Genomic DNA, 22897 nt, shown 5'->3' with positions numbered 1-22897 from the left:
GGAGTTGTTCAGTGAGTAGCGAGGCCTACATCTACGAGGCGATCCGCACGCCTCGCGGCAAGAACAAGGGCGGTGCCCTGCACGGCACCAAGCCGGTCGACCTGGTGGTCGGCCTGATCGAAGAGCTCAAGGTCCGCCACCCGAACCTCGACCCCGCCGCGATCGACGACATCGTCCTCGGCGTCGTCTCGCCGGTCGGCGAGCAGGGCGCCGTCATCGCGCGCACCGCCGCGCTGAACGCGGGCCTCCCCGAGACCGTCGCCGGCGTGCAGCTCAACCGCTTCTGCGCCTCCGGCCTCGAGGCCACCAACACCGCCGCGCAGAAGGTCCGCTCCGGCTGGGACCACCTCGTGATCGGCGGCGGCGTCGAGTCGATGTCGCGGGTGCCGATGGGCTCCGACGGCGGCGCGTTGTTCATGGACCCGGCCACCGCCTACGACAACTACATCGTCCCGCAGGGCATCGGCGCCGACCTGATCGCGACCATGGAGGGCTTCTCCCGCGAGGACGTCGACGCGTGGGCCGTCCGCTCGCAGGAACGCGCCGAGGCCGCCTGGTCCGGTGGCTACTTCGCGAAGTCCGTCGTGCCGGTCAAGGACATCAACGGCGTCACGATCCTGGACCACGACGAGCACCGCCGTCCCGGGTCCACGATCGAGGGTCTCGCCAAGCTCAAGCCGGCCTTCACCACCATCGGCGAGATGGGTGGCTTCGACGCCGTCGCGCTGCAGAAGTACCACTCCGTCGAGAAGATCAACCACGTCCACACCGGTGGCAACTCCTCCGGCATCGTCGACGGCGCCGCGCTGGTGCTGGTCGGGTCCGAGCAGGTCGGCAAGACCTTCGGGCTGACCCCGCGCGCCCGGATCGTGGCGACCGCGTCGGTCGGCTCCGAGCCGACGATCATGCTCACCGGTCCCACGCCGGCCACCGAGAAGGTGCTGAAGACCGCGGGCCTCAAGCCCGAGGACATCGACCTGTGGGAGCTCAACGAGGCCTTCGCCTCCGTCGTGCTCAAGTGGATCAAGGACCTGCACCTCGACGAGGAGAAGGTCAACGTCAACGGCGGCGCGATCGCCATGGGCCACCCGCTCGGCGCGACCGGCGCGATGCTGGTCGGCACGGTGGTCGATGAGCTCGAACGCCGCCAGGCGCGCCGCGCGCTGGTGACCCTGTGCATCGGCGGCGGCATGGGCGTCGCGACCATCATCGAGCGGGTGTGAGGACACTAATGGCTGAGAGCAAGACCATCCGCTGGGAGCAGGACGAGGACGGCATCGTCACGCTGACCCTCGACGACCCGAAGCAGTCGGCGAACACCATGAACGCCGACTTCCGCGAGTCGCTCGGCGTGACCGTCGACCGCCTGGAGGCGGAGAAGGACAACATCACCGGCGTCGTCATCACGTCCGCGAAGAAGACGTTCTTCGCCGGCGGCGACCTGAACGACCTCATCCAGGCCAAGCCGGAGCACGCGGTCGAGCTGACCGAGGGCAGCACCCTGATGAAGGGGCAGATGCGCCGCATCGAGCAGCTCGGCAAGCCGGTCGTCGCGGCCATCAACGGCGCCGCGCTCGGCGGCGGCCTCGAGATCGCGCTGGCGACGCACCACCGCATCGCCGCCGACGTCAAGGGCAGCCAGATCGGCCTGCCCGAGGTGACGCTGGGCCTCCTGCCCGGCGGCGGTGGCGTGGTCCGCACTGTCCGATTGCTGGGTATCCAGAGCGCGCTGCTGAACGTCCTGCTCCAGGGCCAGCGGCACCGCCCGGCCAAGGCGCTCGAGCTCGGCCTCGTGCACGAGCTCGTCGGCACGGTCGAGGAGCTCGTCCCGGCCGCGAAGGCGTGGATCAAGGCGAACCCCGAGGGCGGCGTCCAGCCGTGGGACGTCAAGGGCTACAAGATCCCCGGCGGCACCCCGTCGAACCCGAGCTTCGCGGCCAACCTCCCGGCGTTTCCGGCGAACCTGCGCAAGCAGATCAAGGGCGCGAACATGCCGGCGCCGCGGGCGATCCTGGCCGCCGCGATCGAGGGTGCGCAGGTCGACTTCGACACCGCGCTCCAGATCGAGACGCGCTACTTCATCCACCTCGCCACCGGCCAGGTCTCGAAGAACATGACGAAGGCGTTCTTCTTCGACCTGCAGACCATCAACTCCGGCGGCTCGCGGCCGGAGGGCTTCGAGAAGTACACGGCTCGCAAGGTGGGTGTTCTCGGCGCGGGCATGATGGGCGCCGCGATCGCGTACGTGTCGGCGAAGGCCGGCATCGACGTCGTCCTGAAGGACGTCTCGCAGGAGGCGGCCGAGAAGGGCAAGGGCTACGCGGTCAAGCTCGAGGAGAAGGCCCTCTCGCGCGGAAAGACCACGCAGGAGAAGTCGGACGCGCTGCTGGCGCGCATCAAGCCGACCGCCGACCCGGCCGACTTCGCGGGCGTCGACTTCGTCATCGAGGCCGTCTTCGAGAGCGTCGAGCTGAAGCACAAGGTGTTCGGCGAGATCGAGAGCATCGTCAACGCCGACGCGGTCCTGGGCTCCAACACTTCGACGCTGCCGATCACCACCCTCGCCGAGGGCGTGCAGCGGACCGAGGACTTCATCGGGATCCACTTCTTCTCGCCGGTGGACAAGATGCCGCTGGTCGAGATCATCTGCGGCGAGAAGACGTCGCCGGCCACGCTGGCCAAGGTCTTCGACTACACGCTGCAGATCAAGAAGACCCCGATCGTCGTCAACGACAGCCGCGGCTTCTTCACCTCGCGCGTGATCGGCACGTTCATCAACGAGGCCGTCGCCGCGCTGGGCGAGGGCGTCGAGCCGGCGTCGATCGAGCAGGCCGGTTCGCAGGCGGGCTACCCGGCGCCGCCGCTGCAGCTGATGGACGAGCTGACCCTGACTCTGCCGCGCAAGATCCGCAAGGAGACGAAGGAGGCCGTCGAGGCCGCCGGCGGCACGTGGAAGGCGCACGCGTCGGAGGTCGTGATCGACCGGATGGTCGAGGAGTTCGACCGCAAGGGCCGTTCGAGCGGCGCGGGCTTCTACGAGTACGACGAGAACGGCAAGCGCACCGGGCTGTGGCCGGGGCTGCGTGACGCGTTCAAGTCCGGCTCGGCGCAGGTGCCGTTCGAGGACCTCAAGGAGCGGATGCTCTTCGCCGAGGCGCTCGAGACGGTCAAGTGCTTCGACGAGGGCGTGCTGACGTCGGTGGCCGACGCCAACATCGGCTCCATCTTCGGCATCGGCTTCCCGGCGTGGACCGGTGGCGTCATCCAGTACATCAACCAGTACGAGGGTGGCCTGCAGGGCTTCGTCGACCGGGCCCGCGAGCTGGCCGCCCGCTACGGCGACCACTTCGAGCCGCCTGCGTCGCTCGTGGAGAAGGCCGCCAAGGGCGAGATCTACGAGTAAACCGTCACTAACGTTTCGGGTAAACCGTCGCTAACGTGAAGGCCACCTTGAGTTCCTCAAGGTGGCCTTCACGGCGTCACGACGTGGGTTCCAGCGCGAAGTGCGGGAGCCGGCGGTCCAGCCAGGCCGGCAGCCACCAGGCGCGGGCGCCCAGCAGACGCATGATCGCCGGGACGACCAGGCAGCGGATCACCAGTGCGTCCAGCAGCACCGCGACCGCCAGGCCAAGACCGAACTGCGCCAGCATCCGCGACGGGTCGAGCAGGAACGCGCCGAACACCAGGACCATGATCGCGCCGGCCGCGGTGATCACGGCGCCGGTCGAAGCCAGTCCTTCGCGCACCGCGAGCCGCGCGTCGCCGGTGCGCCGCCACTCCTCGTGCATCCGCGACACGAGGAACACCTCGTAGTCCATCGACAACCCGAACACGATCGCGAAGATCATCACCGGCACGAACGCCTCGATCGGGCCGGGCTGCGCGCCGAACCAGCCGTCGCCGAACACCAGCGTCATCACGCCGAGCGAGGCGCCGATGCTCAGCAGGTTCAGCAGCGCCGCCTTGAGCGGGACGAGGATCGACCGGAACACCACCATCAGCAGCAGTGCGGACAACCCGACGACGACCAGCACGAACAGCGGCAGCCGGTCGGCGACGGCGCCGGCGAAGTCCGTCGCGGCCGCGACCGACCCGCCGACGAGGTAGTGGCCCGGCAGCGACGGCAGGACCTCGGCTCGCAGCCGCGTCACCAGGTCGGCGGTTGCCGCGTCCTGCGGCGACGTCGCCGGGAACGCGAGCACGGTCGGGCCCATCGGCGGCAGGACCCGGGCGATCCCGGGTGTCGACGCGAGTTTCCGCTCCAGCGCGACGGGATCGCCGTCCTCGGAGACGATCGCGAGCGGTCCGGTGAAACCCCGCCCGAAGCCTTCGGCCAGCAGGTCGTACGCCTGTCGCGTGGTGGACCCGGCGGGGTCGGTGCTCGCGTCGGCGAACCCGAGCCGCATGCCGGCGGCCGGGATGGACAGCCCGATGAGAACGGCCAGGCCGATCGCGAGCGGCGCCAGCGGGCGCCGCTGGACGCCGTCGGCGAGCCGTCGCCACGCCTTGCCGTGTTCCCGCCGGACGGCGTGCCGGCGGATCCCGCGTTCCAGCCGCTTGCCGAACAGCGACAGCAGCGCGGGCAGGAGCGTCACCGACGCGAGCATCGTCATCAGGACGGTGAGCGCCACCGACAGCGCGACTCCGCGCAGCCCGCCGAGTCCGAGCGCGAGCAGGCCGAGCAGGGCGATGATCACCGTCGTCCCGGCGAACAGCACCGAGCGGCCGGCGGTGTCGAGCGCTCGCCGGGCGGCGGCTTCGCGGTCGAAGCCGTTCAAGATCTCGGTGCGGTAGCGGGAGAAGATCAGCAGCGCGTAGTCGACGCCGACGCCGAACCCGACCAGCATCATCAGCGGCGAGGTGTAGCTCGCGATGTCGACGAAGTGCGAGACGACCGTGATGACACCGAGCGTGCTCCCGACGGCGAACACCGCGGTGAGGACGGGCAGCCCGGCCGCGAGCAGCGAGCGGAACAGGAACACGAGGATGACCAGCGCGGCGAGCAAGCCCACGCCTTCCGCGGGACCGCCGCCCTCCGAGATCCGCTTGACCGGGTCCCCGGCGAGGGCGACCTTGACCGGTCCGGCCTGCTTCGCGGTGTCGGCGAACTCGACGATGTCGTCGTAGGGGAGGTCGGTCGAGGCCGCGTCGAAGGTGACCGTGGCGTAGCCGATCCGGCCGTCGGGCGAGAGTGTCTCGAACGGCCCGGTCACCGAGCGCACGTGCGGCAGGGCCCGGACATTCTCGAGCATGTGTCCGATTGCAGCGCGTTCGCTGGTCAGCCCGTTGTCGGCCTTCAGCACGATTTGCGCGCTGGCGCCCGACTGCGCGGTGTTCTTCAGCAGGTCGACGACCTGCTGGGACTCGGTGCCGGGCAGCGAGTTGTCATCGTGGAAGGCGCTCCCGGTGAGGCGCGAAGTGAACGTGACGCCGATGAGAACGAGCGCCCAGAGTGCGACGGCGAGCCACCGGTGGCGCTGCGCCCAGCCGGCCAGTTTCGCCAGGCTTCCCCCGGTGGGGCGAGTGATGGTGTCCATGGGGGACAAGGATTCGCGAGGAGAGCCCTACCGCGCGTCGCGCAGCGGAGGACACTTCGCCTGCTCCCGCCGGTGTCCCTTAAGTCCTTTCCCGTACTCCCGGGGGAGTACGGCTCAGGGAGTCAACCACCGTGGTGTCACCGCGCCGGACTCGTAGGCGAGGACGACGAGCTGCGCCCGGTCGCGCATGCCGGTCTTGGTCATGATGCGGCTGACGTGCGTCTTCGCCGTCGCCGGGCTGAGCGTGAGCTCCCGGGCGATCTCGTCGTTCGACAAACCCGCCGCGACCAGGGCGAGCACTTCGCGCTCGCGGTCGGTGAGCCGGTTCAGCGCCGGGGCCGGCCCGGGGCGGGTGACCCGCGCGGCGAACTCCGAGATCAGGCGCCGGGTGATGGACGGCGCCAGCAGCGCGTCGCCGCGGGCGACGACGCGCACGGCGTGGACCAGCTCTTCGGGCTCGGTGTCCTTGACCAGGAACCCGCTCGCGCCCGCGCGCAGCGCGCCGTAGACGTCCTCGTCGAGGTCGAACGTCGTGAGGATGACGACCTTCGTGCCGGTGAGCGCCGGGTCTTCCAGGACGTGCCGGGTGGCGGCCAGGCCGTCGAGCACGGGCATGCGGATGTCCATCAGCACGACGTCCGGGCGGTGGTCGTGCGCGGCCTGCAGTGCCTCGCGCCCGTCCGCGGCTTCGGCCACGACCGTGATGTCGTCCTCGGTGTCCAAAATGGACCGGAAACCGGCGCGGACCAGCCGCTGGTCGTCGACGAGGAGAACCCGGATCATCGGCCCATCATCGCACCGGCAGCCGGGCGCGCACCCGGAAACCGCCGTCCTCCTTCGCCGACGCCGTCAGCTCGCCGCCGAGCGCCCGCGCCCGCTCGGCCATGCCCCGGATGCCGTTGCCCGGCGGGGCGTCGCCACCGCGGCCGTCGTCGTCGACCTGCACGGACAGCGCGTCAGGGCCGTAGCCGAGCCGGACGACGACGGTCTTCGCACCGGCGTGCTTGGCGACGTTCGTCAGCGCCTCCTGCACCACCCGGAACGCGGCGTGCTCGACGTCCGGCGGCAGGTCGTGTGCGACACCGTCGATCTCGGTGCGCACGGTCAGCCCGGACGCGCCGACGGATTCTGCCAGCTCCGCGACCCTCGACAGCGACGGCTGGTCGGCTTGGCGGAGCATGCCGAGCGTCGCGCGCAACTCCTGGAGTGCGGTCTTGCTCGCGTCCTTGATGGTGCCGAGAGCCTCTTCGGCCTGTGCGGGATCACGGCGGTGCAGCGCGGCGCCGGCCTGGACGTTGATCAGCGCGAGGTGGTGGCCGAGGACGTCGTGCAGTTCCCGGGCGATGCGCAGGCGTTCGTCGGTGGCCCGCGCCCGGGCCTCGGCTTCCTTGGTGCGCTCGGCCTCGGCGCGGTAGTGCGCGACGGCACCGCCCGCAACGAGGGCGACGAACCAGCCGGTCATCAGGAAGAACGCGAAGTTGTCGACGTGCCGGCCGGTCCGCGAGCTGATCTCGCCGGCGGTGACGCCCGCCATCGCGGCGACGACCAGCAGCGCGGCGCCGCGGATCCGTCCGGATGCGGCGGCGTTGTAGAGCGCGTACGCGAAGGCCAGCAGGACCAGGCCGTCCGGGTCGGTGAGCGGGTAGTAGAGAGCGCAGCTAACAAGCGTTAACCCGGCGACGCTCAGCGGGTAGCGCCGCCGCAGGAACAGCGCGGCGCAGCACAGGACAGTCAGCGCCCAGCCGAGCGCGGCGTGGTGGGCGGGCTTGGCGCCGTCGTTCAACACGGCGAACAGCGAGCCGGCGAGCACGGTGATGGTGACCGCCAGCTCCGCCGCGTAACGCCGCAACCAGGACATGCGCCCAGTCTAGGAGTACGGCGTTACACCCGTGGCCGGAATGAAACCGATTGTTTTCCAAAACCGTTTCCGGTGTAACGGAGAACGGCTTCCGATCGACATCCGCCACGTTAATTCGTCATGCTAAGGAGTCCTCGTGCGGATGAAGTTCGGTGCGGTGCTGGCCGCGGGTGTCCTGGTCGCCGGCTGTGGGGTCGGTTCCGTGCCGCCCAAGGACACGGGCGGTCTCGGCGTTTTGGAAACGCCCACATCGACATATTCGATACCGTCGTATTCCGCTCCTGTGCCGACCGAAACCACCACTCCGGTCGCGACGACTTCCGAAGCGCCGGCGGTCACCGAGGCTCCGCCGGCCACGAAAGCGGCCGCGCCGAAGACGACGGTGGCCAAGCCGAAGACCACCGCGCAGGCCGCGCCGGAACCGGCCGGGTGCGGGGCCGACTACTACCGAAACTCCGACGGCAACTGCGTGCACCGGCCCAGCGACAACCCGTCGGGCGCGACCGCGCAGTGCAAGGACGGCACCTACAGCTACAGCCAGCACCGCTCCGGCACCTGCTCCGGCCACGGCGGCGTCAAGACCTGGCTGTGACGAGAGCACCATCGGGGCGGAAATCCCCCAGCGCGTAGGTACAGTGCATGAAGTTGCATGACGCTTACTAACTACGCGCTGGGGGGTGTGCCGGTGTCCGGACGGTCGGGCCGCGCGATCGTCGTGGTGCTCGCGTCCTGCGGGCTCGTCGCGGCGTTCATGCAGACGCTGGTCGTGCCGCTGATCCCGGTCTTCCCGCGGCTGCTGCACGCGTCGGCGGCCGACGCGTCCTGGGTGGTCACCGTGACGCTGCTGGCCGCGTCCGTCATCACCCCGGTCAGCGGACGGCTCGGCGACCTCTACGGCAAGCGACGGATGATCCTCGTCAGCCTCGGCCTGCTCATCGCCGGCTCGGTCGTGTCCGCGACGACGAGCGCGCTCGCGTTCCAGATCCTCGGCCGCGGTCTGCAGGGCTGCGCGATGGGCGTGATCCCGCTCGGCATCAGCATCATGCGCGACGAGCTGCCGCCGGAACGCGTCGGCGGCGCGATCTCGCTGATGAGCGCGACCCTCGGCGTGGGCGGCGCGATCGGGCTGCCGGTCGCGGCCGTCGTCGCCGAGAACGCCGACTGGCACGTGCTCTTCTGGACCGCCGCCGGTCTCGGGCTGGCCTGTGCGCTGCTCATCCTCACCGTGGTGCCGGAGTCACCGCTGCGCACGCCCGCGCCGTTCGACTACTTCGGCGCGTTCGGCCTGGCCGCAGGTCTGCTGTGTCTGCTGCTCCCGGTGGTCAAGGGCGGCACGTGGGGCTGGACCAGCGCGCCGACGCTCGGGCTGGCCGCGGCGGCAATCGTCGTCCTGCTCGCCTGGGGCACCTACCAGCTGCGCCGGCGCGACCCGCTGGTCGACCTGCGAGTGTCCGCTCGCCGTCCGGTGCTGTTCACGAACCTCGCGTCGATCATGGTCGGGTTCGCCATGTACGCCATGGCGTTGTCGTTCCCGCAGCTGCTGCAGGCCTCCGCCGCGACCGGCTACGGGCTGGGCCAGACGATGGTGGAGTCCGGGCTGTCGCTGGCCCCGAACGGCCTGGTGATGATGCTGCTCTCGCCCGTTTCGGCGCGGCTCATCGGCCGGTTCGGCCCACGCCCGACGCTCATGAGCGGCGCGCTGGTGATCGCCGCCGGGTACGTGTTCGCGATCGTGCTGATGGACAACGCGTTCGAGCTGATCACGGCGTCGGTGATCATCGGGGCCGGCGTCGGCATCGCGTACGCGGCGATGCCCGCGCTGATCATGGGTTCGGTGCCGGTCACCGAAACGGCGTCGGCGAACGGGCTGAACTCCCTGATGCGCTCGGTCGGCACGGCGGTCTCGAGCGCGGTCATGGCGGCGATGCTGGCCCAGCTCACGATCACGGTCGGCGGCCTGCCGGTGCCGTCGCTGGCCGGCTTCCGCGCGACGTTCGCGGTGGCCGCCTTCGCCGCGCTGGCCGGTGTGCTGCTGGCGGCGCTGGTCCCGAAGACGCGGACCGCGCCGGAGCTGGTCGCCGTCTAGTTCTTGCGCGCCACCAGCGCGAGGCCGCCGCTCTCCGAAGGGTTCGGGTGGGCTTCCTCCGGGCGCCACTCCGGGATGAACACGATGCCCGGGTCGACGATCTCGAAGCCGTCGACCAACGCGCGGAGCTCGTCGGCCGAGCGCGGCGTAACGGGGTTCGCGCTCTGCTTGTACATCTCGACGGCTCGGTTGGTGCCTTCGCTCTGCTGCTCGTAGGTGGCCGACGACAGGGCGAGATAGCTGCCGGGCGCGAGCGCGTCGCGGTAGGCGGCGATCAGCCGCGCCGGGTCGCGGGAGTCCGGGATGAAGTGCACGAACAGCGCCATCACCACCATCAGCGGCTGGTCCAGGTCCAGCATGGTCTCGGTGGTGTCGTGTTCGAGGACGTCGTCGGGGAACTCGGCGTCGGCGTGCACCATCGCCGCGTTCTCGTTGTCCTCCAGCACGATCTCGCTGTGCGCGACGGCGACCGGCTCGTTGTCGACGTAGACGACCCGCGCCTTCGGGTCGACGGCCTGGGCGACCTCGTGCACGTGTCCCACGGTCGGCATGCCCGAGCCGATGTCGAGGAACTGCCGGATGCCCTGGTCCATCCCGAACCGGATGGCCCGGCGCAGCCACTGACGGTTGAGCCGCGCCCGCTCCCGCGCGTTCGGCTGCGCGGAGAGCACCTGCTCGGCGAACATCCGGTCCACGGCGTAGTTGAGCTGCCCGCCGAGGATGTAGTCGTACACGCGCGCGGCGTTGGGCTTGTCGAGGTCGATGCCCCGCCGCGCGTGCTCGTCTTCGCTCATCCGCCGCTCCCTGGATCAAGTCTGCCGCGAGAATAGCCGGACCCGCCGGTCAGCCCGCGAGGTGACTCGTGTCGTTCAACATGCGGTCCACGGCGCGGTAAACGCGCGTTAACCACTCGAGCTCGGTCTCGGCACCCGCCAACCCGGCGCTCCAGGTGGTGGGTGCCTAGATCTTGCGCGCGACCAGGGCCAGCTGGCTGGCCTGCTCCGGGTGCTCGCCGACTTCGGCGGGGTCGTCCGGGCGCCACTCCGGCGTGAACACGATCCCGGGCGGCAGGATCTCGAAGCCGTCCAGCAGCGCCCGCAGTTCCTCCTTCGACCGCGCGACGACGTCGGTGCCGCTCTTCTGGTAGAGCTCGGCCGCGCGGCGCACCTCCTCGCCCTGGCCCTCGAACGTGCCCGACGACAGCGCCAGGTAGCTGCCCGGGACGACCGCGTCGCGGTAGGCCGCGATCAGCCCGGCGGGATCGCGCTCGTCCGGGATGAAGTGGATGAACGCCGCCATGACCACCATCACCGGCCGGTCGAAGTCCAGCAGTCGTTCGGTCGTCTCGTGCTGGAGGACGTCGGCCGGGAACTCGGCGTCGGCCTGCACCATCGCCGCGTTGTCGTTGTCCTGCAGCACGATCTCGCTGTGCGCGACGGCGACCGGCTCGTTGTCGACGTAGACCACCCGGGACTCCGGGTCGATCGACTGGACGACCTCGTGCACGTGCCCGACCGTCGGCATGCCCGAGCCGATGTCCAGGAACTGGCGGATGCCCTGCTCGGCGCCGAAACGCACGGCGCGGCGCAGCCACCGCCGGTTCAGCAGCGCCAGGTCCCTGGCCTCCGGCCGCACCTGGAGGATCTGCTCGGCGAACATCCGGTCGATCGCGTAGTTGAGCTTGCCGCCGATCAAGTAGTCGTACACGCGCGCCGCGTTCGGCTTGTCGAAGTCGATCCCGCGCTTCGCGTGTTCGTCGGTCATCGTCACTCCTCGCCGTCGGTGTGACGGGAGGATAGTCCGGTTTCTACAGCAACGGCGGGACCACGGCGTCGATGAGGTGCGGACCCGGCTCGGCGAAGGCCCGCTGCAGCTGCTCCGCGAGCTCTTCGGCCGTCGTCGCCCGCGACGCGGGCACGCCCATGCCTTCCGCGATCTTCACGAAGTCCATGTCCGGCCGGGACAGGTCCAGCAGGTCGTTCGCCTTCGGACCGCCCGAGGCCGCGCCGACGCGCTGCAGCTCCAGCCGCAGGATCGCGTACGCGCGGTTGTTGAGCAGGACCGTCGTGACGTTCAGGTTCTCCCGCGCCTGCGTCCACAGCGCCGAGATCGTGTACAACGCGCTGCCGTCCGATTGCAGGTTCAGCACCGGCCGATCCGGAGCTGCGACGGCTGCCCCGGTCGCCACCGGCATGCCGTAGCCGATCGCGCCACCGGTCAGCGTCAGCACGTCGTGGCGCGGCGCGCCGGCCGTCGCCATCGGCAGCATCAGGCCGGACGTGTTGGCCTCGTCGGCGATGATCGCGTTCTCCGGCAGCAGCGCGCCGACGACGTCGACCCAGTTCTGCGGGGTCAGCGGCCCGCTGGGCAGCGCGGGCCGCGACGCCTGCTGCAGCACGGGTTCGGTGTCCGCGGCGACCAGGTCGGCGACCTCGTTCAGCGCGCGCGTGACGTCCTGGGCGATCGACGCGAGCGTGTGCACCTTCGCGCCTTCGGGCACCAGATCGCTGGCCTTGCCCGGGTAGGCGAAGAACGACACCGGCGCCTTCGTGCCCGCGACGACGACGTGCTTGATGCCGTCGAGCTGGTAGGCGACCTGCTCGGCGAGGTAGCCCAGCCGCTCGATGTTCGGCAGGCCGGCGCCGCGCTCCAGGCGAGACGGGAACGTCTCGACGAACACCTTCGCGCCGGTTGCGGCGCTGATCCGGCTGGCCGCGCGCAGGCCTTCTTCGCGGCACGCGCTGCCGCCGACGAGCAGCGCCACCGGCTCCCCGGTGCCGAACACCGCGGCGACGTCCTTGACGGTCGTGGCGTCCACGGCCTGCGGCACCCGCGGAGGGATCGGCGCGCACGTCTCGCCACCCTCGCCCCACGACGCGTCGGCGGGCAGGATCAGTGTCGCGACGCGGCCGGGAGCGTCCTGGGAAGCGGCGACTGCTGCTGCGGCGTCCGCCCCGACATCCTTGGTGTGCTCCGAGCGGCGTACCCAGCCTTCCAGCGAGCCCGCGACGGCCTCGATGTCCGACTCCAGCGGCGCGTCGTACTGCTTGTGGTAGGTCGCGTGGTCGCCGACGACGTTGACGATCGGCGTGTGCGCGCGGCGCGCGTTGTGCAGGTTCGCCAGGCCGTTGCCCAGGCCGGGACCGAGGTGCAGCAGCGTCGCGGCGGGCTTGTCCGCGATGCGCGCGTAGCCGTCGGCGGCGCCGGTGACGACGCCTTCGAACAGCGCGAGCACGCCCCGCATCTCCGGAACGGTGTCGAGCGCGGCGACGAAGTGCATCTCCGACGTGCCGGGGTTCGCGAAACACACCTCGACACCGGCGTCGACCAGGGTGCGGATCAGGGACTGGGCGCCGTTCAGCTCGCTCATGCGCGCACCTCGCCGACGCTCAGCGCGGCCTGAGCGGCAAGCGCTGTGTTGAATGATTCGTTCGCAGGCTCACTCATGCGGTTCCTTCGGGGAAGAGAACGCCGGGGTTGAGGATCCCGGCGGGGTCGAAGCTCTGCTTGATCCGGCGCATCAGCTCGATCTTCGCCGGGTCTTCGAGTTCCTGGTGGTAGCCGGCCTTGGTGCGGCCGAGGCCGTGCTCGCCGGAGATCGCGCCGCCGAGTTCCATGCCGTAGGCGAAGATATCGGTGAGCAGCTGCTTCCGCCTGGCCGCGTCCTTGCAGAAGATCCCGAAGTGGACGTTCCCGTCGCCCGCGTGCCCGCAGCCGAGCGCACCGCCGCCGGCGGCCATCGCCAGCTCCCGTGCCTTCGAGATGAACTGCGGCATCGCGGTCCGCGGCACGACGACGTCGATCACGTCGTCGGCGCCGGCCGCCTTCGCGGTCCAGAAGGCCTTCTCGCGAGCCTCGATGAGCTTGCGCGCCGCGTTGCCTTCGAGGACGTAGACGTCGGTCGCGCCGAGTTCGCCGAGAAGTTCACCGACGGTCTCGACGTCTTCGTGCAGCCGTCCGGTTTCGCGGTTTTCCAGCGCGACCACCAGGTACGCCTCGCTGGTCTCGCGGATTTTGTCCGGGACGCCGAGCTCGAGCTTCTCGTTGTAGACGATCGCCGCCATCGTCAGGTTGTCGATGTACTCGAGGATGTGCGGCGCGAGCCCGCTGGAGAGGATCTCCGGCACGGCGGCCATCACCTGGCCGAAGTCACCGAAGGGGGCGAGGACGGTGGCGCCGTGGGGCAGCCGCGGGTGCAGCTTGACGGTGATCTCGGTGGCCAGCGCGAGCGTGCCTTCGGAGCCGATGATCAGCTGGGTGAGGTCGTAGCCGGTGGACACCTTCGACGTCTTGCCGCCGGTGCGGATGATCTCGCCGGTCGGCAGCACGGCCTGCAGGCCGAGGACGTTGTGCCGGGTGACGCCGTACTTCACCGCGCGCATCCCGCCGGCGTTGGTCCCGACGTTCCCGCCGACGCTCGCGCTCAGCTCACCGGGGTAGACGGTGTAGCTGAGCCCGGCTTCGGCGGTCTTGGCGTCGAGCTCGGCGAGGGTCACGCCGGGCTGGACGACGGCGACGTGGTTCCCGGTGTCGACTTCGAGCACGGCGTTCATGCGCTCGAAGGAGATGAGCAGCCCGTCTTCTCTCGGCCGGGCGGCCCCGGACAGCCCGCTGCCGGATCCGCGGGCGGTCACGGGGACCTTGTGCTCCGAAGCGGCCTTCAGCAGCTCCGCCACTTCTTCGGCCGTTGCCGGCTTCGCTACGTACGCGGGCTTCTGCGGCTCCGCTGTAAGCGCTTCGTCGTGCGCGTAGTCCTCGGAGATCGCTTCGCCCGTGAGCAGGTTCTTGTCCCCGACGATCTCGGCCAGCCGTGCCGTCACGTCGCCCATCGGCAGTCTCTCCTCCGCGCCGTCGCTGTGGTTACCGCAGCGTAGTACGTACCGCCGGTACGCCGCTATGAATCTTTTTCACGTTCTGGCGCGGAGGAGCTTCCGGGGTCAGTTAGTCGTGGTTAACGCATCCTGGAGCAGCGTCAGCGCCTGGCGCGCGACGACGTTGAACAAGCCCATGGTCGTGTCCGGCCGCGCGAACACGACCAGCAGGATCGGTCCTTGCACGGGAAAGACGCAGACGTGTCCGAGGGAGCCCTGGAACATCGCTCCCCGTGCCTCGCCGAGGCCGGCTTGCCCGACGAACCGCGTGGCGAGCCCGACCGAGGCCGCGGCCATGGCCGCCACGCTGTCGTCCTCGATTTCCTGGGTGTCGCTGGCCAGTAGCAGGCCATCCCGGCTCGCCACCAGAAGTCCGGTGATGTTGACGCGGTCGACCTTGTCCCGGATCTTCTCCAGTGCCTTGGCTGCGGCGTTGGCGTCCGGGTGGGGTTCGCGGAGTTTCTGCTGCGCCGGGACCGTCTCGGCGCTTCCCTGTCTGCGCGTGGGCAGCGGGACCGGGGTCCCGGGCACGTCCGCCTGCATCCTCGTCACACGACCAGCTCGGCTTCGATGTTCTTGAGGTGGTGGCGCGCCAGCGCGAGGTTGGCCCGCTCCCGGTCCAGGACGAGGTACAGGAACAGCGAGGAGTTGTTCTTGCCCGATTGCAGCAGCCGGATCAGGTGGTACTGGCGGCGCAGTGTGATGAGGACGTCCTCGATCTCGTCGTTGAGTCTCAGCGCGGAGATCACTCTGAGCTTGGATCGGACGACTTCGGTGTTGCCGGCGGCCGCGGTGTCGAGGTCCAGCCAGTCGCCGCCACCCAGCGTGCCGAGCGCCATCCCGCTCTCGTAGTCGACCAGTGCCGCACCCACCGCACCGGTGATGGAAAGGGCTTCCTTCAGCGCCGTTTCGATGTTCATGGGGATCGCTTCTCCTCGGTCTCCGGCGACGCACGGGCGTGGTCAGGTTCGATCACCCTAAAGTTGGCCGATGCATCCGGATATCCCCGAACGGCGTAATCGCGATGGACTGTTCGCGTTAACAACAATGGGTAATCTTACGGAGAGTGTTCAACCCGGATTTAGTTCTGGCTAAATCTCTGGTGGGTGACGGGCACGGCGGCGAAGCTTCCGGCATGACCACGACGTACTCCTTCGAAGACGGCTTTTCCGTGCACCGGCTGGGTTTCGGCGCCATGCGGCTGACCGAATGGGACCACGTGAAGCCGGCGCCGTGGCGGTCGCGCGCCGGGCGGCCGAGCTCGGCGTCACCTTCTTCGACACCGCGGACGCCTACGACCTGGGACTGAACGAAGAACTGCTCGCTGACGCGCTGCACCCGTACCCCGGGCTGCTCATCGCGACGAAGTGCGGGCACGCCCGCCCGAGCCGCGGCGAGTGGGTTCCGCTCGGCCGGCCCGAATACCTCCGGCAGCAGGCGGAACTTTCGCTGCGACGCCTGCGCGTCGAACGCCTCGAGCTGCTGCAGCTGCACCGGCTCGACCCGCAGGTGCCGCTCGCCGACCAGGTCGGCGCGCTCGCCCGGCTGCGGGACGAGGGCAAGATCGCGCGGATCGGGTTGTCGGAGGTCAGCGTCGCGCAGTTGGCCGAAGCGCGGGCCATCGCGCCGATCGCGAGCGTGCAGAACCGCTACAACCTGACCGACCGCGCTTCCGACGACGTCCTCACCTACTGCGAGCGCGAGGGGATCGCGTTCGTGCCGTGGCTCCCGATCGCGCGGGGCGATCACGCGACGGCGGGCGGGATGCTCGGAAAGGTCGCGGCCGGCCTCGGCGCGACACCCGCCCAGGTGTCGCTGGCCTGGTTGCTGCGCCGCTCGCCGGTCGTGATCCCGATTCCGGGGACGTCGTCGGTCGCGCACCTCGAAGAGAACTGCGCCGCCGCGGAAGTAGCACTCTCGGACGACGACTTCGAGCGGCTGAACGCGCTCGGGTGAACCGGCCCGGCCGCGGTCTCCCCGCGGCCGGGCTTGTTTCAGGCTCGCGCGAACGAGAGCGTCTCGCCTTCGACACCCCGCAGCCAGAGGTCCTGCGCGGCCGCCGCCATCTCGGCCAGGCCCTCCTCGATCGTGGCGAACACGTTGCCGGGCACCCAGCCCGCGTCACCGTTGATCAGCAGGTTGTTGCGTCCGTAGAAGATCGCCAGGTCGGTCGCGCCCTGGTCGCTGTGCGCCTCGCTGCCTTCGTCGTAGCCGTACGCCGGGTTGCCGATTTCCCACGCCTCGAAGCCGAAGTACACGACGTCGCCCGGGATCGGCGTGATCGTCGGGTTCTCCCGTCCCGGCTTGGGTTCCGCGAACGGCGGCACGAGCGTGTAGACCTCGTTGCGCGCGTACTTCGCGTGGTAGGCGGAACCGCTCTGCGGCAACGCGTCCCAGACCGCTTTGCAGGTGCGCGGTGCTTCGTCGTCCAGCAGCCGGGCCCGGCAGGAGACACCGCGCTTGTCGAGGGTGATCGTGATGTACCGGGCCATGCTCAGCTCCCCGCGACCGACGCGACGACGTCTCCCCAGACGCGCAGCGCGTCGTCGACCTGCTCGGCGGTGACGACCAGCGGCGGCACCATGCGGACGACGTTCATGTACGGCCCGCACGTGAGCAGCAACAGGCCGTTCTTCGCCGCCGCCTGTTGCGCGGCCTGCGCGGTCGCCGTGTCCGGCTCGCCGTCGGCGGTGGTGAACTCCGAGCCGACCAGCAGCCCGAGCCCGCGCACTTCGCCGATCGATGGCGTCTTGTCCGCGATCACCCGCGCGCCTTCGAGGAGCTGGCGCCCGCGTTCGGCGGCGTTCTCGACGAGGTTCTCCTGCTGGATGACCTCGAGTGTCGCGATCGCCGCCGCGCATGAAACGGCGTTGCCGCCATATGTTCCGCCCTGCGATCCCGGGAACGCCTTCGCCATCAGCTCCTGCGAAGCGGCGATGCCGGACAGCGGGAAGCCGCTCGCGAGGCCCTTCGCGATGAGGACGATGTCCGGCGAGACGTCGAAGTGGTCGTGGCCCCAGAACTTCCCCGTGCGGCCGAAGCCGGTCTGGATCTCATCGACGACGAGCAGGATGCCGTGGCGGTCGGCGCGCTCGCGCAGTCCCGCCATGAACTCGGTGTTCGCCGGGACGTATCCGCCTTCGCCGAGTACGGGCTCGACGAACATCGCGGCAGTTTCGTTCGGCGCGCTGACCGTTTGGAACAGGTAGTCCAGCTCCCGCAGCGCGAACTTCGTCGCGGTCTGCTCGTCCCAGCCGTAGTGGTAGGCGTAGGGGAACGGCGCGACGTGCACCCCCGCCATCAGCGGGCCGATGCCGGCGCTGAACCGCGTCCCGGACGTCGTCATCGACGCCGCCGCGACGGTCCGGCCGTGGAAGCCACCCTGGAAGACGATGACGTTCGGGCGTTTCGTCGCCTGCCGCGAAAGCCGCAACGCCGCTTCGACGGCTTCGCTGCCCGAGTTCGCGTAGAAGAGCGAGTCGAGCCCGCTCGGCAGGACCTCGCCGAGCCGCTCGGTCAGCTCGAGGAGCGGCTTGTGCATGACCGTCGTGTACTGACCGTGGACGAGCTTGCCGATCTGCTCCTGCGCGGCCCGCACGACGTGCGGGTGGCAGTGCCCGGTGCTCGTGACGCCGATGCCGGCGGTGAAGTCGAGGTGGCGTTTGCCCTCGACGTCGTAGAGGTAAACCCCTTCACCGTGGTCGACCACGACGGGCGTTGCCTGCTTGAGCAGCGGAGAGAGCTGAGCCACAGCGTGCTCCTCGGTCGTTCTGAGCGGGTTGTCGATTGTTGACAATATCCATAGCATGGCCCCCGGGACAACACGTGAGGAGCAAGTCGGGATGAGCGCGAGCACCGAGTCCGGCGTCGTCGAGGCGGTCGGCAAGGAACTGTTCATCGGCGGCAAGTGGGTCGCCGCCCAGGACGGGAAGACCTTCCCGGTGGTCGACCCGGCCACCGGGAAGGAGCTGTGCCACGTCGCCGACGCTTCCCCGTCGGACGGCGTCGCGGCGCTCGACGCCGCCGTCGCGGCACAGGCCGATTTCGCGAAGATGGCGCCCCGCGAGCGTGGCGAGATCCTGCGCCGGGCCTTCGAGCTGCTGATGCGGCGGCAGGAGGAGCTCGCCCTGCTGATGACGCTGGAGATGGGCAAGCCGCTCGCCGAGTCGAAGGGTGAGATCGCCTACGCCGCGGAGTTCTTCCGCTGGTTCGCCGAGGAAGCCGTCCGCATCGACGGCGGTTACGCGACCGCCCCGAACGGCGCCGGCCGGTTCCTGATCACGAAGCAGCCGGTCGGGCCGACGCTGCTGATCACGCCGTGGAACTTCCCGATGGCGATGGGGACGCGCAAGATCGGCCCGGCGATCGCCGCGGGCTGCACGTCGGTGATCAAGCCGGCCGCCCAGACGCCGCTGTCGATGCTCGCGCTGGCGGGCATCCTCGCCGAGGCCGGGCTGCCCGAAGGTGTCCTCAACGTCGTCACGACCAGCGACTCCGGTGGTGTGATGGAACCGCTGATCCGCGACGGCCGCGCCCGCAAGCTCTCCTTCACCGGTTCCACCGGCGTCGGCCGGAAGCTCCTGGAGCAGTGCGCCGACAAGGTCTTGCGGACGTCGATGGAACTGGGCGGCAACGCGCCGTTCCTGGTCTTCGACGACGCGGACATGGACGCCGCCATCGACGGCGCGATGCAGGCGAAGATGCGCAACATCGGCGAGGCGTGCACTGCGGCGAACCGATTTTACGTGCAGCGCGGAGTCGCCGAGGAGTTCGCGCGGCGGCTGACCGAGCGAATGCGGTCCCTTCCGATGGGCCGCGGCACCGAGAAGGACGTCGTGGTCGGCCCGCTGATCGACCAGAACGCCGTGGACAAGGTGACCGAGCTGGTCAAGGACGCCACCGACCGCGGCGCGAAGGTGCTCACCGGCGGCTCGGAGATCGACGGGCCGGGCCACTTCTACCCGGCCACCGTGCTCACCGACGTCCCGCAGGAGGCGCGGCTGACGCACGAGGAGATCTTCGGGCCGGTCGCCCCGATCACGCTGTTCGACACCGAGGAAGAGGCGGTGGCGAAGGCGAACGACACCGAGTTCGGGCTCGTTTCCTACGTCTTCACCAGTGACCTCAAGCGCGCGCTGCGGGTCTCGGAAGCCCTGGAGGCCGGCATGATCGGCCTCAACCAGGGCATCGTGTCGAACCCGGCGGCGCCGTTCGGCGGGATCAAGCAGTCCGGGCTCGGCCGCGAGGGCGGCTCGGTCGGCATCGACGAGTTCCTGGAAACCAAGTACATCGCGGTGGCCCTGTGACGGCCTACCGCTTGGCGAGCATCCCGGGCGACGGGATCGGCGTGGACGTCACGGTCGAGGCCCGCAAGGTCCTCGACCGGGCTGCCGCTCTCTTCGATTTTTCCCTGGAGTGGACCGAGTTCGACTGGAGCTGCGAACGGTACGCCCGGCTCGGGGCGATGATGCCGGACGACGGCGTCGAGCAGCTCTCGGCGTTCGACGGGATCCTGCTCGGCGCGGTCGGCTTCCCCGGCGTGCCCGATCACGTCTCCCTGTGGGGCCTGCTGATCCCGCTGCGGCGCGCGTTCCAGCAGTACGTCAACCTGCGGCCGGTGCGGCTGCTGCCCGGCACGACGTCCGTGCTGGCCGGGCGGAAGGCCGAGGAGCTGGAGCTGGTCATCGTCCGCGAGAACTCCGAAGGGGAGTACTCGGCGATCGGCGGACGGCACAACGCCGGCCGTCCCGACGAATTCGTGCTGCAGGAGTCGGTTTTCACGCGCGTCGGCGTCACGCGGATCATCCGGTACGCGTTCGAACTGGCCCGGACGCGGTCTTCCCGCGTCTGCTCGGCGACGAAGTCCAACGGCCTGATCCACTCGATGCCGTTCTGGGACGAGATCTTCGCCGAGGTCGCGGCGGAGTTCCCGGACGTCCACAGTGAACAGATGCACGTGGATGCCCTGGCCGCCCGGATGGTCCAGGCGCCGGACCGGCTCGACGTCGTCGTGGCGTCGAACCTCTTCGGCGACATCCTGAGCGACCTCGCGGCCGCGATCACCGGCGGGCTCGGCATGGCACCGTCCGGCAACATCAACCCATCGGGTGAATTCCCGTCGATGTTCGAGGCGGTCCACGGAAGCGCTCCGGACATCGCCGGACAAGGGATCGCGAACCCCGTGGCGCAGATCCTGGCGGCCGCGATGCTGGTCGAACACGTGGGCGAAACCCTTGCCGCACAAGCAATCCGGGCCGCAGTGGACCGGGTGCTCGACGAGGGCCGCGTGCGCACCCCGGACCTCGGCGGCACGGATACCACAGAACGGCTCGGCACGGCGGTGGCCGAAGCGCTGGGCTGAGTTTTTGTCGGTGCCCTCCGGCACGGTGGCCCCAAGCCCACCGAGGGGGAGGAGAAACCGATGTGCTGGCAGTGCGACAACCCGGACCGGCCACAGTCCGAATACCTGATGCTGCTCCGGGAAGGCGTGGCCGACCGGGGCTGGCTCGTGCAGGGAGTGGAAAGATCAGGCCTGTACCCGCCCTGGGCCTACACGATCGGGCTCAGCGGGTTCGGCCTGCCGGAGCTGGTCGTGACGGGCTTGCCCCTGCGGGCGGCGGGCGACCTGCTCAACGGCATGGCCGAACACTCCCTGCACGCGTCGCCACCTTCGCCGGGTGAACGCATCCCGCTGCGGGGCGGCCCGCTGGTCGAGGTCGTCGCGCTCGCGGAACCGTCGGCGCACCTGGTGTTCGCGGTCGCGCTGTTCGGCCCGGAAATCCATGCGCTGCAACTGGTCCACGCGGACGACCAGGGCCGCTGGCCGTGGTCACCCGACTTCCGCGACGGTGAAGGCGGGCAGCCGGTGCTGGGGGTGCGTCGTGGCCGCTGACTGCAGGTGCGCCCGGCCCACCAACTGCTTCCCGACACCCTCGCGGGCCGTTCATGCCCGTGTGTCGTCCTTCGTCGTTCCCGAACCGGCCGTCCGGGCGCGGGTGTCGGTCCTGCGAACACGCGCGTCGGCGCTCCGATCAAGCGTGGCGGCGTTCCGGTCACGCGTTTCCCGGCACCGGCGGGACGTGCCCGCCCCTGAGGCTGGTGCCCGGCGCAAGCCGTTGCACGGCGTCCTCCATGTGGGCCTCCAGCAGCGCCAGCGCCGTCTCTTCGTCGCCGTCCCGCAGCGCCTGGATGAGCTTCGTGTGCTCTTCCACACGTTCCTCGACCCGCTGGTACGTACTCTGCAGCGCGGTCAGGCACATCCGGGTCTCGATGAGGAGCGTCCGGGCCATCCGGACGAGCCGCTTGCTGCCGGAGGCGTCGATGAGGACCTCGTGGAATTTGAGGTCCGCGGTGGAGAGCGCGTTCGGGTCGTCTTCGCTTGCGGCGGTCGCCATCTCGACGACGGTCTGTTCGAGCAGGTCGGCGATCCGGTCGCGGTCCCCGCGCAGCGCGCGGAGCATGGCGGCGCGTTCGATCGCCGAGCGAGCTGCATAGATGTCGTAGACGTCGCCGGGCTCGAGGTCGATCACGAACAGCCCGCGGTGCCGTTCGCTGCGGAGGAGCCCTTCGGAGACGAGATGCTGCATGGCCTCCCGGAGCGGCCCCCGTGACACCTGGAACCGTGACGCCAGCTCGGTTTCGCCGAGCTGGGTGCCGGGCGGGAGGGCGCCGGTCATGATCGCGTCGCGTAGCTGACGCGCGATGACGGCGGCCGTCGACTCGCGGCTGACCGGCTCGATCTCGGGCAATGTGCCCGGTGGCAGGGCCATGTCAGGCTCTCCCGTCCGGCAGGTGGCGGAAGAGCGCGCCGAGCGAGCGGACGAGCCGGTGCTGCCCGGTCAGGCGCAGGCCCTCCCAGACCGTGACCTGGTTGGCGGTCAGCACGGGCTTGCCGAGCGCGGCTTCGACGGCGTTGATCTCGCCGAGGGTGCGCATGGCGGTGTCCGGCACGAGGACGGCCCCGGCGTCCGGGTGGTCGTGGCTCACGGCGAGCTCCACGACGGCCTCCGGGGTCATCGCGCCGACCTCGGCGGCCGTGATGATGTCGGCGCTGGCCATCGAGACGACCTCGATGCCACCGGCCCCGAGGAAGTCCACGAACAGCCGGGCGATGTCGTCCGGGTAGCTGGCGGCGACGGCGACTCGTTTGACGTCCATGGCCTGCGCGGCGTGCACGAACGCGAAGGAGGTGCTGGAGGCCGGGACCCCGGCGACGGCCGCGAGGCGGTCGGCCTGGTCGCGGGCGCCCTCCCAGCCGTAGACGAAGCTGCCGCTGGTGCACGCCCAGATGACCGCGGCGGGCTCGTGCTTCGCGAGGAGGGCGGCTCCGTCGGCGAGCCGGGCCTCGCTGCCGAGGTCCAGCAGCTCGGCCACCGCGTGCTTGTCGGTGCCGTAGATGTGCTCGACCGCCAGCCGGATGTCGCCCTCGTCGACGGCCGTGCCGCCGAGCAGCTGCTCGGCCAGCAGGTAGTCGTCTTCGGCCGCGTGGTCGGGGTAGATGAAGCCGATGGTGGTCACGGAACCTCCGGAGGGGACGCAAATTGTC

General features: G+C 69.9%; 21 protein-coding genes. 8 read left to right on the top strand and 13 right to left on the bottom strand.

The features are described from left to right. Positions 1–11 precede the first annotated feature (11 nt). Positions 12–1223, top strand: coding sequence for an acetyl-CoA C-acetyltransferase (locus AB0G28_RS14970; RefSeq protein WP_361088379.1), 1212 nt, complete (start codon positions 12–14; stop codon positions 1221–1223). 8 nt (positions 1224–1231) lie between these two features. After that, positions 1232–3403, top strand: a complete 2172-nt coding sequence (locus AB0G28_RS14965) for a 3-hydroxyacyl-CoA dehydrogenase NAD-binding domain-containing protein (protein ID WP_361088376.1) — start codon at positions 1232–1234, stop codon at positions 3401–3403. A gap of 76 nt (positions 3404–3479) precedes the next feature. Here the strand turns inward: AB0G28_RS14965 and AB0G28_RS14960 are convergent, their stop codons facing one another. The 3 genes from AB0G28_RS14960 to AB0G28_RS14950 all read right to left on the bottom strand — a co-directional run bounded on the left by AB0G28_RS14960 (position 3480) and on the right by AB0G28_RS14950 (position 7395). Further along, positions 3480–5537, bottom strand: coding sequence for an MMPL family transporter (locus AB0G28_RS14960; protein WP_361088373.1), 2058 nt, complete (start codon positions 5535–5537; stop codon positions 3480–3482). Between the two features lie 114 nt (positions 5538–5651). Next, positions 5652–6320 carry a response regulator transcription factor gene (locus AB0G28_RS14955; protein WP_361088371.1) on the bottom strand — a complete coding sequence of 223 codons (669 nt, stop codon included), beginning with the start codon at positions 6318–6320 and terminating at the stop codon, positions 5652–5654. Between the two features lie 7 nt (positions 6321–6327). Continuing rightward, positions 6328–7395, bottom strand: a complete 1068-nt coding sequence (locus AB0G28_RS14950) for a sensor histidine kinase (RefSeq protein ID WP_361088368.1) — start codon at positions 7393–7395, stop codon at positions 6328–6330. Positions 7396–7537: 142 nt separating this feature from the next. Between AB0G28_RS14950 and AB0G28_RS14945 the strand changes: the two genes are divergently transcribed. Both AB0G28_RS14945 and AB0G28_RS14940 read left to right on the top strand, forming a co-directional pair. Beyond that, positions 7538–7987, top strand: coding sequence for a DUF3761 domain-containing protein (locus AB0G28_RS14945; RefSeq protein WP_361088564.1), 450 nt, complete (start codon positions 7538–7540; stop codon positions 7985–7987). Between the two features lie 93 nt (positions 7988–8080). Continuing rightward, positions 8081–9481 (top strand): MFS transporter, encoded by a 1401-nt coding sequence (locus AB0G28_RS14940; protein WP_361088365.1) that lies wholly within the window; start codon positions 8081–8083, stop codon positions 9479–9481. Here AB0G28_RS14940 and AB0G28_RS14935 read toward each other — a convergent pair. The 6 genes from AB0G28_RS14935 to AB0G28_RS14910 form a co-directional block, all read right to left on the bottom strand. Continuing rightward, complete coding sequence (locus AB0G28_RS14935; protein ID WP_361088362.1) at positions 9478–10275, bottom strand: SAM-dependent methyltransferase; 798 nt, start codon at positions 10273–10275, stop codon at positions 9478–9480. The genes AB0G28_RS14940 and AB0G28_RS14935 overlap by 4 nt on opposite strands. Before the next feature lie 166 nt (positions 10276–10441). Beyond that, positions 10442–11245 (bottom strand): SAM-dependent methyltransferase, encoded by an 804-nt coding sequence (locus AB0G28_RS14930; RefSeq protein ID WP_361088359.1) that lies wholly within the window; start codon positions 11243–11245, stop codon positions 10442–10444. 43 nt (positions 11246–11288) lie between these two features. Further along, positions 11289–12851 carry an acetolactate synthase large subunit gene (locus tag AB0G28_RS14925; RefSeq protein ID WP_361088356.1) on the bottom strand — a complete coding sequence of 521 codons (1563 nt, stop codon included), beginning with the start codon at positions 12849–12851 and terminating at the stop codon, positions 11289–11291. A 73-nt stretch (positions 12852–12924) separates the two neighbouring features. Further along, positions 12925–14310 carry an FAD-binding oxidoreductase gene (locus tag AB0G28_RS14920; protein ID WP_361088353.1) on the bottom strand — a complete coding sequence of 462 codons (1386 nt, stop codon included), beginning with the start codon at positions 14308–14310 and terminating at the stop codon, positions 12925–12927. Between the two features lie 108 nt (positions 14311–14418). After that, positions 14419–14895, bottom strand: coding sequence for a roadblock/LC7 domain-containing protein (locus tag AB0G28_RS14915; RefSeq protein ID WP_361088350.1), 477 nt, complete (start codon positions 14893–14895; stop codon positions 14419–14421). A gap of 5 nt (positions 14896–14900) precedes the next feature. Next, positions 14901–15272: a hypothetical protein gene (locus AB0G28_RS14910; protein ID WP_361088348.1), complete on the bottom strand. Its 372-nt coding sequence runs from the start codon at positions 15270–15272 to the stop codon at positions 14901–14903. 289 nt (positions 15273–15561) lie between these two features. Here AB0G28_RS14910 and AB0G28_RS14905 point away from each other — a divergent pair, with 289 nt between their 5' ends. Then, a complete protein-coding gene (locus AB0G28_RS14905; protein ID WP_361088345.1) occupies positions 15562–16308 on the top strand; it encodes an aldo/keto reductase in 747 nt (248 codons plus the stop codon). Between the two features lie 38 nt (positions 16309–16346). On the opposite strand, the gene AB0G28_RS14900 is transcribed toward AB0G28_RS14905, so the two are convergent. Both AB0G28_RS14900 and AB0G28_RS14895 read right to left on the bottom strand, forming a co-directional pair. Then, positions 16347–16844, bottom strand: coding sequence for a DUF3830 family protein (locus AB0G28_RS14900; protein ID WP_003079597.1), 498 nt, complete (start codon positions 16842–16844; stop codon positions 16347–16349). 2 nt (positions 16845–16846) lie between these two features. Beyond that, positions 16847–18103, bottom strand: coding sequence for an aminotransferase class III-fold pyridoxal phosphate-dependent enzyme (locus tag AB0G28_RS14895; RefSeq protein ID WP_361088342.1), 1257 nt, complete (start codon positions 18101–18103; stop codon positions 16847–16849). A gap of 91 nt (positions 18104–18194) precedes the next feature. Between AB0G28_RS14895 and AB0G28_RS14890 the strand changes: the two genes are divergently transcribed. The 3 genes from AB0G28_RS14890 to AB0G28_RS14880 are packed head-to-tail and all read left to right on the top strand — an operon-like array spanning position 18195 to position 21244. Then, complete coding sequence (locus AB0G28_RS14890) at positions 18195–19658, top strand: NAD-dependent succinate-semialdehyde dehydrogenase (RefSeq protein ID WP_361088339.1); 1464 nt, start codon at positions 18195–18197, stop codon at positions 19656–19658. After that, complete coding sequence (locus tag AB0G28_RS14885) at positions 19655–20713, top strand: tartrate dehydrogenase (RefSeq protein WP_361088336.1); 1059 nt, start codon at positions 19655–19657, stop codon at positions 20711–20713. The genes AB0G28_RS14890 and AB0G28_RS14885 overlap by 4 nt, the downstream gene beginning before the upstream one ends. A 60-nt stretch (positions 20714–20773) precedes the next feature. Next, complete coding sequence (locus AB0G28_RS14880; RefSeq protein WP_361088332.1) at positions 20774–21244, top strand: DUF4262 domain-containing protein; 471 nt, start codon at positions 20774–20776, stop codon at positions 21242–21244. A 160-nt stretch (positions 21245–21404) separates the two neighbouring features. Here AB0G28_RS14880 and AB0G28_RS14875 read toward each other — a convergent pair whose 3' ends face one another. After that, the gene (locus AB0G28_RS14875; RefSeq protein WP_361088329.1) at positions 21405–22121 is read right to left on the bottom strand and encodes a GntR family transcriptional regulator; all 717 of its coding nucleotides are present in this window, start codon (positions 22119–22121) and stop codon (positions 21405–21407) included. A 1-nt stretch (position 22122) separates the two neighbouring features. Further along, positions 22123–22869, bottom strand: a complete 747-nt coding sequence (locus tag AB0G28_RS14870; protein WP_361088326.1) for a maleate cis-trans isomerase — start codon at positions 22867–22869, stop codon at positions 22123–22125. Positions 22870–22897 lie beyond the last annotated feature (28 nt).

Origin of the sequence: Amycolatopsis sp. NPDC021455 (assembly GCF_040640995.1) — a bacterium.
Taxonomy (GTDB): Bacteria; Actinomycetota; Actinomycetes; order Mycobacteriales; family Pseudonocardiaceae; genus Amycolatopsis.
This window is presented reverse-complemented; position numbering and strand designations above follow the sequence as displayed.

What these genes read in the sequence shown, in the direction of transcription:
- AB0G28_RS14910 (WP_361088348.1), bottom strand. Translation starts at nt 15,272, where the DNA reads ATGAACATCGAAACGGCGCTGAAGGAAGCCCTTTCCATCACCGGTGCG.
- AB0G28_RS14965 (WP_361088376.1), top strand. Translation starts at nt 1,232, where the DNA reads ATGGCTGAGAGCAAGACCATCCGCTGGGAGCAGGACGAGGACGGCATC.
- AB0G28_RS14925 (WP_361088356.1), bottom strand. Translation starts at nt 12,851, where the DNA reads ATGAGCGAGCTGAACGGCGCCCAGTCCCTGATCCGCACCCTGGTCGAC.
- AB0G28_RS14875 (WP_361088329.1), bottom strand. Translation starts at nt 22,121, where the DNA reads ATGGCCCTGCCACCGGGCACATTGCCCGAGATCGAGCCGGTCAGCCGC.
- AB0G28_RS14890 (WP_361088339.1), top strand. Translation starts at nt 18,195, where the DNA reads ATGAGCGCGAGCACCGAGTCCGGCGTCGTCGAGGCGGTCGGCAAGGAA.
- AB0G28_RS14880 (WP_361088332.1), top strand. Translation starts at nt 20,774, where the DNA reads ATGTGCTGGCAGTGCGACAACCCGGACCGGCCACAGTCCGAATACCTG.
- AB0G28_RS14905 (WP_361088345.1), top strand. Translation starts at nt 15,562, where the DNA reads ATGGGACCACGTGAAGCCGGCGCCGTGGCGGTCGCGCGCCGGGCGGCC.
- AB0G28_RS14930 (WP_361088359.1), bottom strand. Translation starts at nt 11,245, where the DNA reads ATGACCGACGAACACGCGAAGCGCGGGATCGACTTCGACAAGCCGAAC.
- AB0G28_RS14950 (WP_361088368.1), bottom strand. Translation starts at nt 7,395, where the DNA reads ATGTCCTGGTTGCGGCGTTACGCGGCGGAGCTGGCGGTCACCATCACC.
- AB0G28_RS14915 (WP_361088350.1), bottom strand. Translation starts at nt 14,895, where the DNA reads ATGCAGGCGGACGTGCCCGGGACCCCGGTCCCGCTGCCCACGCGCAGA.
- AB0G28_RS14935 (WP_361088362.1), bottom strand. Translation starts at nt 10,275, where the DNA reads ATGAGCGAAGACGAGCACGCGCGGCGGGGCATCGACCTCGACAAGCCC.
- AB0G28_RS14960 (WP_361088373.1), bottom strand. Translation starts at nt 5,537, where the DNA reads ATGGACACCATCACTCGCCCCACCGGGGGAAGCCTGGCGAAACTGGCC.
- AB0G28_RS14955 (WP_361088371.1), bottom strand. Translation starts at nt 6,320, where the DNA reads ATGATCCGGGTTCTCCTCGTCGACGACCAGCGGCTGGTCCGCGCCGGT.
- AB0G28_RS14900 (WP_003079597.1), bottom strand. Translation starts at nt 16,844, where the DNA reads ATGGCCCGGTACATCACGATCACCCTCGACAAGCGCGGTGTCTCCTGC.
- AB0G28_RS14945 (WP_361088564.1), top strand. Translation starts at nt 7,538, where the DNA reads ATGAAGTTCGGTGCGGTGCTGGCCGCGGGTGTCCTGGTCGCCGGCTGT.
- AB0G28_RS14920 (WP_361088353.1), bottom strand. Translation starts at nt 14,310, where the DNA reads ATGGGCGACGTGACGGCACGGCTGGCCGAGATCGTCGGGGACAAGAAC.